General features: G+C 61.1%; 11 protein-coding genes. 8 read left to right on the top strand and 3 right to left on the bottom strand.

Annotated elements, in window-relative coordinates:
* The first annotated feature begins 26 nt into the window (after window positions 1-26).
* A complete protein-coding gene (hrpB, locus tag KRX55_RS07340; RefSeq protein WP_218407120.1) occupies window positions 27-2,453 on the top strand; it encodes an ATP-dependent helicase HrpB in 2,427 nt (808 codons plus the stop codon).
* A 162-nt stretch (window positions 2,454-2,615) separates the two neighbouring features.
* Window positions 2,616-2,870 carry a hypothetical protein gene (locus KRX55_RS07335; protein WP_200258115.1) on the top strand — a complete coding sequence of 85 codons (255 nt, stop codon included), beginning with the start codon at window positions 2,616-2,618 and terminating at the stop codon, window positions 2,868-2,870.
* Here KRX55_RS07335 and KRX55_RS07330 read toward each other — a convergent pair.
* Window positions 2,836-3,384 carry a phosphatase PAP2 family protein gene (locus KRX55_RS07330; RefSeq protein WP_218407119.1) on the bottom strand — a complete coding sequence of 183 codons (549 nt, stop codon included), beginning with the start codon at window positions 3,382-3,384 and terminating at the stop codon, window positions 2,836-2,838. The genes KRX55_RS07335 and KRX55_RS07330 overlap by 35 nt on opposite strands.
* Window positions 3,384-4,160 carry a TSUP family transporter gene (locus tag KRX55_RS07325; protein ID WP_218407118.1) on the bottom strand — a complete coding sequence of 259 codons (777 nt, stop codon included), beginning with the start codon at window positions 4,158-4,160 and terminating at the stop codon, window positions 3,384-3,386. Before KRX55_RS07325 ends, KRX55_RS07330 begins: the two co-directional genes overlap by 1 nt.
* Before the next feature lie 148 nt (window positions 4,161-4,308).
* Here KRX55_RS07325 and KRX55_RS07320 point away from each other — a divergent pair, with 148 nt between their 5' ends.
* On the top strand, window positions 4,309-5,370 hold the full coding sequence (locus KRX55_RS07320; protein ID WP_218407117.1) for an AbrB family transcriptional regulator: 1,062 nt from the start codon (window positions 4,309-4,311) through the stop codon (window positions 5,368-5,370).
* 574 nt (window positions 5,371-5,944) lie between these two features.
* Here the strand turns inward: KRX55_RS07320 and KRX55_RS07315 are convergent.
* Window positions 5,945-6,130 (bottom strand): hypothetical protein, encoded by a 186-nt coding sequence (locus KRX55_RS07315; protein WP_218407116.1) that lies wholly within the window; start codon window positions 6,128-6,130, stop codon window positions 5,945-5,947.
* Between the two features lie 226 nt (window positions 6,131-6,356).
* On the opposite strand from KRX55_RS07315, the gene KRX55_RS07310 reads away from it, so the two are divergent.
* The 5 genes from KRX55_RS07310 (at window position 6,357) to KRX55_RS07290 (ending at window position 12,971) form a co-directional block, all read left to right on the top strand.
* Complete coding sequence (locus KRX55_RS07310) at window positions 6,357-7,112, top strand: MFS transporter (RefSeq protein WP_218407115.1); 756 nt, start codon at window positions 6,357-6,359, stop codon at window positions 7,110-7,112.
* Between the two features lie 2,179 nt (window positions 7,113-9,291).
* Window positions 9,292-9,843, top strand: coding sequence for a hypothetical protein (locus tag KRX55_RS07305; RefSeq protein ID WP_218407114.1), 552 nt, complete (start codon window positions 9,292-9,294; stop codon window positions 9,841-9,843).
* The gene (locus KRX55_RS12050) at window positions 9,801-10,079 is read left to right on the top strand and encodes an LGFP repeat-containing protein (RefSeq protein ID WP_218407113.1); all 279 of its coding nucleotides are present in this window, start codon (window positions 9,801-9,803) and stop codon (window positions 10,077-10,079) included. The genes KRX55_RS07305 and KRX55_RS12050 overlap by 43 nt, the downstream gene beginning before the upstream one ends.
* Entirely contained in the window at window positions 10,080-10,535 is a 456-nt protein-coding gene (locus KRX55_RS07295) for an LGFP repeat-containing protein (protein WP_218407250.1), read from the top strand.
* Window positions 10,536-11,075: 540 nt separating this feature from the next.
* Window positions 11,076-12,971 carry a hypothetical protein gene (locus KRX55_RS07290; protein WP_218407112.1) on the top strand — a complete coding sequence of 632 codons (1,896 nt, stop codon included), beginning with the start codon at window positions 11,076-11,078 and terminating at the stop codon, window positions 12,969-12,971.
* Window positions 12,972-14,196: the final 1,225 nt, after the last annotated feature.

Below are 14,196 nucleotides of genomic sequence, written 5' to 3'. Positions count from 1 at the left end.
CAGCGCCCGGTGGATACACTTCCCCCGTGTCCCCCTTCGATCTGACCCGCATCGGTGCCGGGCTCGCGGCGGCGACGGCCGTCGGCACGCTCGGCGACGCCCTGGCCGGGACCGGAGCCTGCGTCGTACAGGCCCCGCCCGGCACGGGCAAGACCACGCTCGTACCGCCGGCCCTGGCCAACATCACCGGCGGAAAGGTGGTGGTCACCGCACCCAGGCGGGTGGCCGTGCGCGCCGCGGCGAGGCGACTCGCCCAGCTGGACGGATCGAAGGTTGGTGACCGGGTCGGGTTCACGGTGCGCGGTGAGCACCACGCCGGCTCCCGGGTCCAGTTCGTCACCCCGGGCGTTCTGCTGCGCCGCCTGCTGGCGGATCCGGAGCTGCGCGGTGTGGACGCGGTGGCCCTCGATGAGGTGCACGAGCGGCAGCTGGACACCGATCTGCTAGTGGGAATGCTCACCGAGCTGCACCAGCTGCGCGATGATCTGGTGCTGACCGCGATGTCGGCGACCATCGACGCCGACACGTTCGCCGGGCTGATCGGGGGCCCGGTGGTGTCCACGGAGGCGGTGACGCACCCGCTCGACGTCCGGTACGTTCCCGGCGGTACACGCCTCGGTGCGCGGGGGGTGGAGTGGGCGTTCCTCGACCACGTGGCCGGGGTGTCCGTGGACGCCGTCGCGGAACTCGGGCATTCGGCGCTGGTGTTCGTGCCCGGCGCGCGCGAGGTCGACCGGGTCGTCGCCGCGGTCCGTGATCTCGCACCCCGCGTGCCCGTGCTGCCGCTGCACGGACAGTTGAGTTCGGCGGCGCAGGATGCTGCGTTGACGCCCTCGGATCGGCCACGGATCGTCGTGGCGACGTCGATCGCGGAGTCCTCGCTCACGGTGCCCGGGGTGCGCATCGTCGTCGATTCGGGGCTCGCCCGGGCACCGCGGCGGGATGCGTCACGCGGCATGACGGGCCTGGTGACCACGACATGCGCCGCATCATCGGCGGACCAGCGGGCCGGGCGCGCCGGCCGTGAGGGCCCGGGAACGGTGCTGCGCTGCTACGAGCCCCGCGTGTACTCCTCGATGCAGCCGCACATCACCCCGGAGATCGCGACGTCGGACCTCACGCAGGCCGCGCTCCAGCTGGCCTGCTGGGGTACGCCCCGTGGTGGGGGACTACCGCTCGTCGACGCTCCGCCCACCGCCGCGATCACGGGAGCAGAGGACGTGCTGCGGCGCCTGGGCGCGGTTGACGACGACGGCTCGGCGACCCCGTTCGGACGGAAGCTGGCGGGCATACCCGCGGGTCCCCGGCTGGCCCGGGCCCTGCTGCTCACCGTTCCGCTGCTCGGTGAGCGGGCGGCGCGCACGGTCGCGCTCTTGGCCGATCAGCCCCGGGGTGACATCACGGCGCAGGCCCGCGCGGAACGGGGCCGGCTCGGCCGGGAGACCACGCGCCTGATGCGGCTGGCCCGCGGCGCGGAACCCGGGACGGGCTATCCGACCACACATCCCGAGGGCCTGGTCACCGCCCTGGCGCACCCGGAGCAGGTGGCCCGGAGAACGGGTGGCGACTGGCTGCTCGCCAGCGGTACCCGGGCGACCCTCCCCGGCGGTACGGGTCTGGATGACGCGGAGTGGCTGGCCGTCGCCGAGGTCACCCGCACCACGGCGCGGGAGGGCCGGACCGGTGCGGTGATCCGGGCGGCAGCCCGGCTGGACGAGGAGACCGCCCTGGCCGTGGTCGGCGTCTCGGAGACCGTGGCCGCGACCCTCGAGGGTGGGCGGATCCGGGCCCGGAAGGTGCGGCGGGCCGGAGCCATCGAACTGAGTTCCACACCGACCTCCGTCGACAGGCAACACGCCTCGGAGGCGATCGCGGAAGGACTGCGGACCGACGGCCTGGGGGTGTTCACCTTCTCGGCGGCCGCGACCGACCTGCGCGACCGGCTCGCCTGGCTGCACACCCACGTCGGCGATCCGTGGCCGTCAGTGGCGGAGAAGGACCTGCTGGCGAATCTGGACGCCTGGCTGGCCCCCGACCTGGAACGCATCGCCCGGGGCACCCCTCCGGGGAAGATCGACATGCACGCCGCGCTGCGCCGGCTGCTCCCCTGGCCCGAGGCGGCGCAGCTGGATGAGCTGGTTCCCCGGCGGCTCACCGTTCCGAGCGGACACAGCCACACGATCGACTACTCGGGGGAGAAACCAGTCGTGGCCTGCAAGCTGCAGGAGTGTTTCGGCCTGGCGGAGTCCCCCAGGATCACCGGGGTCCCGGTGCTTTTCCATCTGCTGTCCCCGGCGGGACGGCCGCTGGCCGTCACCGATGATCTGGCGAGCTTCTGGTCCGGGCCCTACAGCGGGGTGCGCGCGGACATGCGTGGCCGTTACCCGAAGCACCCGTGGCCGGAGGATCCGTGGAGCGCGACAGCGACGGCGCGGACGAAGCGCCGGATGTGACGACGGGAACGGTACAGAACACCGGAAGCCCATCCGGGGGTGAACACTGGTAATAACCGGCTCCGGCTGATAGACCTGAAAGTGCGACATCACCGCTGAGCTGGTGAGAGACCGCGATCCCGCCGGAGCACCCGCCAGCCCGCACGATCGGAGGTATCTCCCATGCAGAAGCCGACCACGCAGCTCTACATCCTGTGGGCCATCACCGTTGTGGCCGCGGTTCTCCTCGCGCTCCACCACTTCATCTTCTTCCCGATCCCGCTCGTCGCGGCGATCGTGGCCTACCGGAAGATGCGGCGCGTCCCGGAACTCCGCACACGGTTCCTCATCGTGCTGTGGGTGAACATCATCGTGCTCATCGCACTCGGCGCCTACGTCGTCGTCAACTTCCCGATGGGCAACCCCGCCGCCGCCTGACCGCACCCACTCCCCCGACCACACCGAGCGACACCACCGCCACAGCGACACCGGCGGTGGTGTCGCTCAACCAGTGAATCCCCAGAATCAGGCGACTCGCCGCCACGGCCACGGTCACGGCGAACGCGGCGGACACAGCGGCCCACCGCCCCGCACGGCGCAGCACCGGCCAGAAGACCACCACGAGGGCTCCGGTGAGGACCGCCGCCCCCGTCACGTGTCCCGACGGGAACGCCGCCGTGGGCTCCACCGCGAGCCGCCACTCCACGGGCGGCCGGGTCCTCCCCACGACGGGCTTGAGCAGATGTGTCACCACCTGGGCGAGAACGACCACGCACCAGAACCGTACGGCGGTGGCCCGCCCGAACCTGCGGAGAAGCAGCACCGCGAGGACCGTCGCGAACACCAGGACATGCCAGGGCCGGAACACCTCCGCGAGAGCCTCACTGGCCGCCACCATCCACGGTGCGCGGTGGGCGACGAGCCACTCCCCGAACGCGACGTCGGGAACCATCAGCCACCGAGGATCTGGGTGTACGTCAGATAGCTCGACATCACGATGACCATGCACAGCAGGGCGGCACGGATGAACCCCGTACCGCCACGCACCACCGTGCGGGCACCGATCTGCGCACCCGCGATGTTCGCCACCGCGAGCACCAGGCCGAGGGTCCACCAGATGTGACCGCCCACGGCGAACACGAGGAGCGCACCGACGTTCGTCGCCGTGTTGACGACCTTAGCCAGGGCGGCGGACGTGAGGAAGTTCTGGCTCAGCACACCCGTGAACACCATGATGAGGAACATGCCGGTGCCCGGCCCGAAGATGCCGTCGTAGCCGGCGATCAGCGCCACTGCGCCTACCGCGATCAGACGCCGAACGCCTTTCGGCGCCTCGCGTGCGACACCCGTCCCGAAGCTCGGGCGGAGCGCCACGAACACACCCGCCGCGACCATCAGCACGATCACGATCGGCCGCATGAGGGACTTGTCGATCGCACTCGCCGCGAGCGCACCGCCCGCGGAGCACACGGCGGCCACCGGCACGAAGCGGATCACCAGGGACCGGTCCACGCCGACCTTCCGGCACAGGGAGAATGCCGCGGACGCCGTCCCCGACACCGCCGCCAACTTGTTCGACGCCAGCGCCGTCACCGGGGCCAGCCCGGGGGCCACTGCGAGAATCAGCGGGATCAGGATCAACCCGCCACCACCGATCACCGCGTCGATCCAGCCGGCGACACCCGCGCCCGCGATCAGGATGAGCCACGCGGGCAGGGCGAGATCCATGGGTACCAGCTTTCTCGAGGATTCCGGGAGGTGACCACTGTCACCCACGGGGGTCGGATGTCAATTATGCACCGATCCGTTCGCGCCCGGTCCCCGATTGGCACAATGGACGAGGGTAAAACCTGACGACCGACGGAGAGGAGAGCCCGTGCACGCCCCGCGCATCGACCGCCGGTGGCTCGCCGTCGTACCGTCGACCGTCATCCTCGGGTGGGTACTCACCCGCATCGGGCTACCCGCGGGCTGGGTGATCGCCGCGATCCTCGTCGCCGCCACCGCAGCCGTCACCACCGGCCGCAGCCTGGACCTTCCGGCCCCCGCGTCCCGGTCCTCCCGGGCCGTCATCGCGATCCTCTCCGCGGCGCCCCTCACGGCCACGCCCGCGGCCGAACTGGTGGACTTCCTCATCCCCGGTACCGTCATCACGGCCGCGACTCTCGGAATCGGTGTCGCCGGCGGTCTGCTCCTGCACCACGCGCACCGGGAGATCAGCCGCTCGACGGGTGTGCTCTCCATGCTCGCCGGCGGCGCCTCCGTCATGCCGTTCCTCGCCCGGGACATGGGCGCCGACTACCGCTACGTCACCCTCACCCAGTACCTCCGGCTGCTGGCCGTGATGCTCTCCCTGCCCCTCGCGGCGATGCTCATCGGCTTCGACACCCACCCCACGGCCGACACGGCCACGGACTTCTCCTGGATCGGACTGCTCGTCCTCCTCATCATCATGGCCGTGGGACAACCCGTCGGGACCCGGCTGCACATACCCGCGCCGTCGATACTCGGGCCGATGCTGCTCACCGTCCTCGCCCACACGCTTCTCGACGACAGGCTCACCCTCGCCCTCCCCGGAGCCGTCACCGCGGTCGCGTTCATGGCGATCGGCTGGATGGCCGGCGGGGCACTGTCCGTCCCGGCGCTGAAATCCTTCGCCCGGACCCTGCCCGCCACACTGCTGTTCATCGCCGCCCTCATGGCCGGCTGCGCCGCCACCGCTCTGCTGCTGACCTGGTGGCTCGGCGTCCCCTACCTCGATGCGTACCTCGCGACCAGCCCCGGCGGACTCGAGACCGTCCTCATCATCGCCGACGAGGCCGACTCCGGGCCCGTCGTCGCCGCGGTCCAGATCATCCGACTGATCGGCGTACTGATCCTCGCGGGCTGGATGCCGCAGGTACTGCACCGGATCGCACGCGTCCGCCACCGGGGTTGAACAGGCGGGACGATAGGGCAGCACCGTATGACTGCCGCCTAGCGGGGCTGTTTACCCACGGGACTCTCTCGAGGCCCACTTCCGCGCCGCAGATCTGCACCCGCACCTCGTCGATCAGGCCAGGCGTGGCGTCCGCAGTGCTCCCTAGCATCCGAACGACGGGTCAGCTAGCCCTCTCCCCGCGCAGGAATAAGACTCGCAACGAGCCAAAAAGGGTGACAGACCGTAAGCGATACACGGACCGTCCGGAACAATTGGTTTTCGAGAAACAGCCCACCTGTAGGCGAACTACTACCGGTTCCAGAGGTGGACAATAAGCTGACTCACAGGTATGGGTTTCTCTACAGCTAGATGCAGGAATACCGACATAATTGGTTCGGTGATTGGCTCGCGTTTTGATGATGAACAGAAGCAGCGTTTGGGTATATCATGACCGAGCCGGAAGAATACGGAACTTGCCGTTGAGGCTGGATTGACCGACGAATCAGCGACCACGGCCATCCTTGAGCACACCACTACGTACGGAAATCAAGTTCTTTTACATCGTCCCCTACTCGCAAGTACTGAAAGACAGCTAAATGCTTCCCCAAAAACCAGATAGATCTTTCACAGCATGGCTGATATCGACAATTTTGACCCGCTTGACGGTGACATCAATCCCGATGGTGAGCATCGTTGGAATATCAGCCGCCGGTGGTTCATTTATCCTCGGAGGAATTACTTCTGGAGCATATGCAATTGGAGAGTCCGTAGGTGCCATCTGGCTTACCCCCTTGCTTTCTCACCAGAAGGTGAAGAAATGCCTGCGTCAGGGTTGTGCCATTTGCGCGCTCCTACTCTTCGGTTCCGGCATCCTTGCCGTTCACGGGACACCCTATAATTATTCTGTACCACTTTTGGTTTTCATAACCGGGCTAATCTCAGCTCCAATACCGGGAATTCTTCGCTCATCAATAAGCCAATCTTCTAGCAGTCCAGACCGAGCAATGAGCCTCGACAACGTTATCAATCAGAGTAGCTGGGTCGTGGGTCCAGTTCTCGGCGTCGCCATGGTCCACACTTTTGGAAGCATGGCCGCTTTTCTTTTACTTGGCTTATTCCTGGGTACTTCAATGATCACGACCCCTAAAGCCATTACAGCCAATTATCATCAGTCAAGTGGATCCAAGTCCAAACCAGACCTACGAATCGTCCTGAATCCGATAATTGCCTCTGCGGTAATAATGGCCGTAACAGCCTCTTTCGATACATTGGTGCCCATACTGCTGACCGAGTGGACTGGCACTGATGTACGCACTGGATGGGTACTCGCCGCCTTGGCCAGTTCTAGCGTTCTGATTTCAGCACTTCTCGGAATCAGAGCAGGCTGGAGCGGAAAGGAAAGCAAATCAGTTTTCTTCACCCTCCTCGTCATTGTCCTCATTGGAGCGACCGGTTTCGCCTATTCTTTCCCATATCTCATAACTATAGCTGTGATACTCGGCGCTTTTCAGGCACCCGCCATGATATTCAGACAGCAAATCATCGCAGACAGAGTTCCCAAAAGCCAGCAGGCTACCGCATTTTCCTATCTCTACGCTGCAGGAGGTATTGGCTATTCACTCACCGCGGCGCTGACCCCGACAATATCGAAGGTCGGAAACCCCCAATATGCGTCACTTTCAGTTGCCTTCATTTGTTTGATTGCACTGGTAGCCAGTCATTTTTACTCGAGAAGAGCCCGTTCCACTAAACGCCAATGATGGACTTTTTCCAGGGTTTTCCTTTCGTAACGGCGCTTGTGGGCGACAGATAGGGCCATGCCAGATGCTGTCTCTCAGCCCTTTGACGTGACCGGGACGTTTCCAGCGGACGCGCACATCACGAATGAGATCAGGAGCAACGTCTACCGCGCGGTCAATTTCCTTGTCGCTTTTCGCGAACGCCGGCCGCACTCCGGGCAGCCTCGGTACGCACGAACCACTTTCACAGGTGTCTCCCGGCCCTTCGGTGGGAGACGGTGTGCCAGTCAGCGTGCGCACTCCGTCGATCATGCCCGCAGCCTGTCGACGCGGTCGTGCTGACGGTGCCGCCTGTAGAAATGCGGGCTGTTCCCGCGACACAGAGGAATGACCACTGGTGCACAAAGGACCCATCGGTAGATGCACGTTGCGGAACACCGCGAAAACCTATGTCCACGCGGCCAGAAATCCAGACACCTAGGGGTCTGGATATAGAGAATCTCCGCAAAATCGGAAGGAAACCTTACACCGCCTACGGCGGAGGGGTTCCTGCACACAGGGCACTCTGACGATCCGCTGATTCTGGTGTTCACCGCCGGGCGCGGCTCGGCCATCTACGGCACCGAAACCCGATCCCGGCCCACACAAGGAATGAGGATGTGGATCTGAGCACTACAGCTCGGACTAGTGCTCGAATCGTTGACCCGAACGTAGCCAAGGCACCCCGTGGTCCCGTGTGGATTGCATCGCAAGGGTGGCGCGTGTACCGGTACTTGTTGCGGTGGGTATTGAGCCCAGGGCCAGCAGCGCACGCGGTCGGCCATAGTAGGACACTTGCGCATCATCCAGGGCAACAACCGTCCTCGGGTCCACGGAAACAGAGACCGAGTGGCTGAGCACAAGTCCCCGATAACATTCCCCGCACACCGACGGCGATCGACTGCCACTTCCGGATGGTATGAATTACCCCACCACGAAGCGTCCCGGCCCGGAGCTCCAGCTTCTAAGACTTGTTCTTTACTTTACCGACATTCCACAACAGGAATGTAACCATTACTGCGCCGACCGTCCCGGCCACAAGCCGGTATCCGGTCAACCACAATGCCGCCTCAATTACGGCGACAACAAGCATGAATGTAAGAAACAGGTACAATTTCTGATTTTCAGAAAAACGGCTCACGGTTCTCCTTCCTGAATTCTACTTCACTCAAGGCCTCAGGACCTGGCGTCACTATGCACAAGGGGAAGATGTACATGACCTAATCAAACTGTCCGGTCGATAGCATCATCCCTTAATAGAAATATATGCCGAGGAAATAATTTGCGCCGGCAGGAATCCCCAAATGGGGGTATGTGGAGATAGGCACCCATTCTGCTACACCCACCAAGTACACAGTCGCGACAATCACACTGGCGCTGACGCGGACCCGTCCATCCGCATCGGCGACGGCGCAATGGTCGTAGTGGACAGCAGACCCCCGGCTTCCTATCGTTGTTGTCCCACTTGTTCTCAAACACGGACCACCAGCCGTTGGGCGATGCGATCCGCCACGCGGTCCCGTCAATCATTGCCTCGTCTATCAGCCAGGAGCCGGTGCCTGAACTCGTGGTCGTCACGGTAAGCGTCGAACAATGCGTTCGCGCGATGCGCCTCCACTACCTCGCTCGGCGCGATGGGGTCACAGCGTGCCACTGGCGAGAGAGCTTCAGAACCCGGCACGTCACCGTCACGGGGATTCCTGCTTCGGCGGACTCAGTCACGAGCGGGTAGCACATTTCCTTGGCAGGTCCGCCTGCGACAGATACTCCGCAGCTTTCCACAGAACCTCGTTGTCCTGCTCGAGGAGTCGGTTCCGTTTCCGCAACTCTCGGCTCTCGACGTCTGCGGTGCGTGTAATGCCGGGTTTCGCGCCGTCGTCGACCGCGGCGCGGCTCAACCAATACTGCGACGTCCACCAAGTGAACGCCGTAGTCTTTCGCGATCTGCTCGATTGTCACTTCAGGTTCACGGTTCCTCGCGACGCGCGCGACATCGTCACGGAACTCACTGGGATAGGACTTAGACACAGCCACATCCTCCCAGTCCCACCCCACGAGCGAGCCAGATCAGATGCCATCTAACCGTGCAGCCGATCCGATTTCTAAATAAATAGTATAGTATTAGCTAATGCATTATGAAAATTTGTTAAAAAATTGAGCCGTGCTTTCCGTCACCTTTGCGACCACAGCGCTTGGTGGGCTGCAACCAGCTGTTGCTATCGAAGGAAACTTGGAGACGGTGCAATTTGTCGAGCCTGACCGGCAAGAATTCGGAGCGAATGATGACGAAGATGTGGCAATGGCTTACATGCCGATCGACCCGACTGTATCTCCCCGTATACTTGAGAACACTGGCGGTTTGACAGAGCAACAGGTCGCGCAGCTTCAGCAGGAAGCTCAATCATGGCCTGAAACACCCTCCTATCCGGTGACCGCTGAAGATGTCGTAAAAAGACAAGGGACTGCGAAAACTGAACGTTCTGGGCGTTCACCCGGTACTTGGGGGAAAACACCGATCTCCGCTCGATGGATAGGCTGCTCCGTGCAACCGATGCAGCCCCCAGGTGTCGTCGTTTCGCCCCACACAATATTGAAGTATGTGGCGCCATTCTTGATCGATACGAGCAGGTCGGTGGCCCAGCATCACCATTTTTATGGCAGGTTGAGCCAATGCGACTCAATCCGGATGGGCGGGGCTATCGATTGGCTCTAGCCAACGGCATTATTTACTGGCCCCCGGAGACCGGAGCGCATATTATTCCCACCCAAGTTTTCGCGGTTTGGAAGAACCTCAGGTGGGAGGCAGGACCTATGGGGTATCCGATTACGGACCAAGATGGACTCTCCTCCAACCCGATCGAGCATATGCAGAAGTTCCAGCATGGCGCTATCGTGCAGAATGCTGTGGGGTTGAACGCGGCAGTGTATGGCCGCATCTACGATCGTTGAATCGAGGCAGGTGGAGTTAACAGTCGCCTCGGTTATCCGATTACAAATGAGTTCGATTCGAAGTCCGGTCGGGGACGGATAAATATTTTCGACCAAGGAGTGATTGTCTGGTCATTGCCCACGGATGCCCACATAGTTGATGGTTTTCCGCTGACAGAGTGGATTTCTACCGACTTTGAGGACGGTAAATACGGATTCCCGATCGATGAACCATACGCGGATGGAATCGGCGAGGCTCAGAAGTTTGAACGCGGTACCGTCAGCATCTCTGCTGCGGACTTTGATACGACCCAAGTCGAGGTTGACGGCAAAAAAGTATACCGAGGCTTTTTGACCTATGAAAACAATGTGGAAAAGTTGACAACAATGTTTCCTAAGATTATCGGGAGCAGTCGGCGACCACCTCAGACCATACCCCCTAAAAAATCCCTAAGGGCGTTTTCGCTAGCTCAATAGGTATCCCAAAAAATTATAAATGGTGCGGCAATAGAAGTGGCGATGCTCTCCATGATTATTGCACTAAGAGCCCTGATATACCACGTATCGGAAATTATAGTTATGTTGCATACAATGCTCTAGATTACCGAGGCGCTTGTGCGATTCATGATCTATGCCACACAGCCTCTAACCGTAATTCAGCGGCTATATTATCGGTACAGAAACGGGTCGATTGTGATGATGAGCTTTATTCAAATCTGAAGAATATTTCCGAAGAGTTTTCCCGTAAATCTTCCACATACCCAACACAAAAATTACTGCGCGCCAATCAGCCACTCAGTATCACGCCGGACTTGTTTTGACTCACAACAAAGCCTATTATCTGGACAGGAAGTCACTCATTAAACCAGGATTGATTGAGCCCGCATTTTGGCATCGCAATCCCGATCATCGGCACTCCGGGAATTGCTCGATAAAAACTCACTCTCGGTAGATGGCAGTTGTGCCGTTGCATGAGTTTCCGCGTGATTGAGGGTTGATTCACTGTGGAGGAAAGGAATGGCAACTGTGGCTTATAGCGGTGTTTCAACGCCCGCGGGTTTCAAGCACTCTGCGCGTGTACTGGGTGTTGTACTGGTGTTGGGTGCGTGGCAGATGCTGCTGTTTACGGGATCAACCCCAGAAAAGCGACGGGCAATCAACGTCGACGACACTTGGTATCGGTACCCGGTTGACGACGTGCACATCACCGCCGGTATACCGCAGGTTGTTTTCTGCGCTGTTTTCTGTCTAGTCACCTGGCTTGCCGCCACCGGGTTTTCCATCGTGAAAAACCGGTTCGTCGCCCCTGCTGTGGTTGCGGGTTTCTGGATTGGCCTGTTTGTTGTGCCGTTTATACTCCGGCAGCAAAAAGGAGAGTCACTGGGGGGTCCTTTTGACGGCCTGGTTGCCGGAATATTGTGGCTTGTGCTGCTCGGAGTTACCTCTGGGTGGCTGCTTTCCTGGTGGTTGACAATGCTGAACGTGGCTGAATCGGCGCTTGTGTTCGCACCAGTTGCGGGATGTGCTTTTGCCTGCAGCCCAGGACTTGCGGCAAGCGGTACCAACAGCTTGTTCGCGATAGGCGCAGGCCTGTGCGCGATGCTCGGCGTGGGGGCTCGACACTCGGCACGCTATCCGGTGCTCGTCGGCCCGGTGGCATGTGTCGGTTTGTGGATGATGTGGCCGGAAACAGTGCTGGCCGGTGCGCCGGAATACACGGCACGGGCTGTGCTGACGGCAGCTTTTGTGCCGATTGTGTGTGAAGCGGTGTACCGCCGCGAACTGGTGTTGCCGCGTGGATCTTCCCCACAGGTAGGAGACGGCACACATGTGCCGCTGGATAGGGCGGAGCTGGATTGGCTGAGTCCACCTCCTAATGCAAGTCGCCGGGATCCGACCAACGGACTCGACCCCCGCGAAGCGGAATCTCGCCACGCGAAAGAACGGGGCCTGGCAACAGGATTGGCCGCATACTGGTGGACCGTTATCGCCCTTGCCGCTGTCACTGTCGCAGTTCCGGCAATACTGATGAGGACGCTGTTTGTCCGGGAGAACGAATTCATCGGTGTTGCGCCGACACCGGACGGGGTTCCGTTCTGGTCGGGCACACTGTTTCCGATGGGCATGCATCAGTCGATCGCTGGCGGAATCACTGTAGGCGCGCCCATGTCCGACAACAGCGACTGGTTTTTCATTGATCCTGCCGCCCAGGATCCGCTCACGGTTGTCTGCGTGCTGGGGGGACTGACCGGACTTGCTGTCATGATGCGAAAACTCAAGCTCATGAACTTCTTGATGGCCGCCTACAGTGTGACCGTGGCCGGTGGCGCATACATCGGATATGCCACGATTGAGGGCATGGAGAGCGATTTCAGGGTTGAACTGACGCTCGTTGCAAGTCTTGTCATGGGGCTGCTTGTCGTCATCCTCCCAGCGGCTGCAAGCGTCGTTTCCCGTAGCAGCGCGGCACACACGGAAAGCTATGCGCCGAGCAAAAGCCTGGTGGCCTTTGTCGTCTGTCTGGCGGCGGTGCTTGTCGCCGGTAGTTCCTCCTGGCTGAGGGCCGGTGTCTTTGACCCGGTGCTCACGGCGTCCGACAAACCGACCGACCTCATCCTCGGGCAGATGTTCACACCGAATCTTGCGTTGGTGACCACCGTGGTTGCGTTGACGGTTGCGGCATCGCTTGGCTGCTGGTGGCTTCTGGGAAGTATGCGGTGGCAGTGGTGTGTGCTTGTGGCTGTCGCCGGGTTGCTGGCGCTGCAAACCGCCGGGCTATTTGCCAGCGGGGTACCCGGGTGCGCTGTTGTTGGTGCCGGGGTTGCCGCCTGGGTTGGCGGGGTGATGAACGTAATAAAAATACCGCGGCAGATCCCCGGGGATCTTGTATCCCGGACAGCACGCGCACTGTAAGTGCCGTCCGGTCCTACGTCTGCTTTCTGTCTCCACCAACGACTCTGCCGTCCCGAGCCGATATGAGGGTTTCAGAACGGCAGGTGTGCTCATGGTGTTTCTATGTGGACCCACAAGTAGATTTAAAGAAAGCCACATCCCCGCAAGGAGCCATTGACTCATTGACCACTACACCGCCGTTATAAACGGGACCACGGACGAGTGTTCATTGCAGATCACAAGCCTTATCTCGCGCCGATAATCTCGACGATCTGAAAGGCCCCCTCCGGGGGAATCTTCATCCTTCCCAATTCAGTCTGTTGGCAAAACGAAGAGGTACACACCTTTGATGGGACAGTAGACGTAGAACACCGCTGCGCCTACCGCAACCGGATCTCCGAGGGGCACGGACGAACAGCGGCGAGATTTCATCGACAAAGAACTACCGATCCAGGACTTCCCACACTTCGACCTGTCCGAGAGGTCCCACAAACTCTGGAAATACTCACTCCCGGAACTAACGCAACCCGAGAAAACAGGCTCATACAAAAACTGCACACAATCCGTTTGGCGTACTTCACATCAAGTGCTGTTTTACTGCCATGTAGCCATAAAACGTAGTGCCACTCGCCAACAATGCCGTACTAACAGCGAAACAAGGGCCTAGGTAGCAAGCGCACCATCGGTACATATGCGGTGGTGCTTTTTTCTTAAGGTGGTTGGTCGCTTGTCGGGTCGACGTATTTTTGAACGGTATTTCTAGCCGCTGTTCGTCTCCCACGGCTTGCGCCACGGTGTAGGCGCGTTCGTAGGCGTCGATTGGAAGATTATCTTTCATTGGCTTGTCGGCGGCGTACAGTCGGTGGCCTTCGGCTAGAGCGTGCGGAATGCTGCTTCATCGCGCGCTGCGCAGCCGAGGCCCATCCAGCGCACTCTAATGCCGTCGATAAGGTCGCACATGGCGTCATCGGCGCCAAGGAGGTCGTTATGAAGCTCGGCAAGCATCCGACCTTGGGCGGCAGCGGCGCGGGCGGCTTCGATGCGCTCCCATCCGCTTGAGTATCATTTATGACACAACATGCATAGGGTGTCATATCAATATCTATATGCGATCAGGACAGGTATACGGTGCTCCGTTTCACCCGCTAGACTTATCCGAAGTTTAGTTCCCACCAGATCGCCGACCGACTTGCGGAGTCCCCCACGTGTATCTTGCCTACGTCGACGATTCGGGGGACTCCAGGTA

This window comes from Corynebacterium sp. TAE3-ERU16 (genome assembly GCF_019209935.1).
Lineage (GTDB): Bacteria > Actinomycetota > Actinomycetes > Mycobacteriales > Mycobacteriaceae > Corynebacterium > Corynebacterium antarcticum.
Note: the sequence above shows the minus strand (reverse complement) of the source record. Positions and strands in the feature narration are given on the sequence as shown.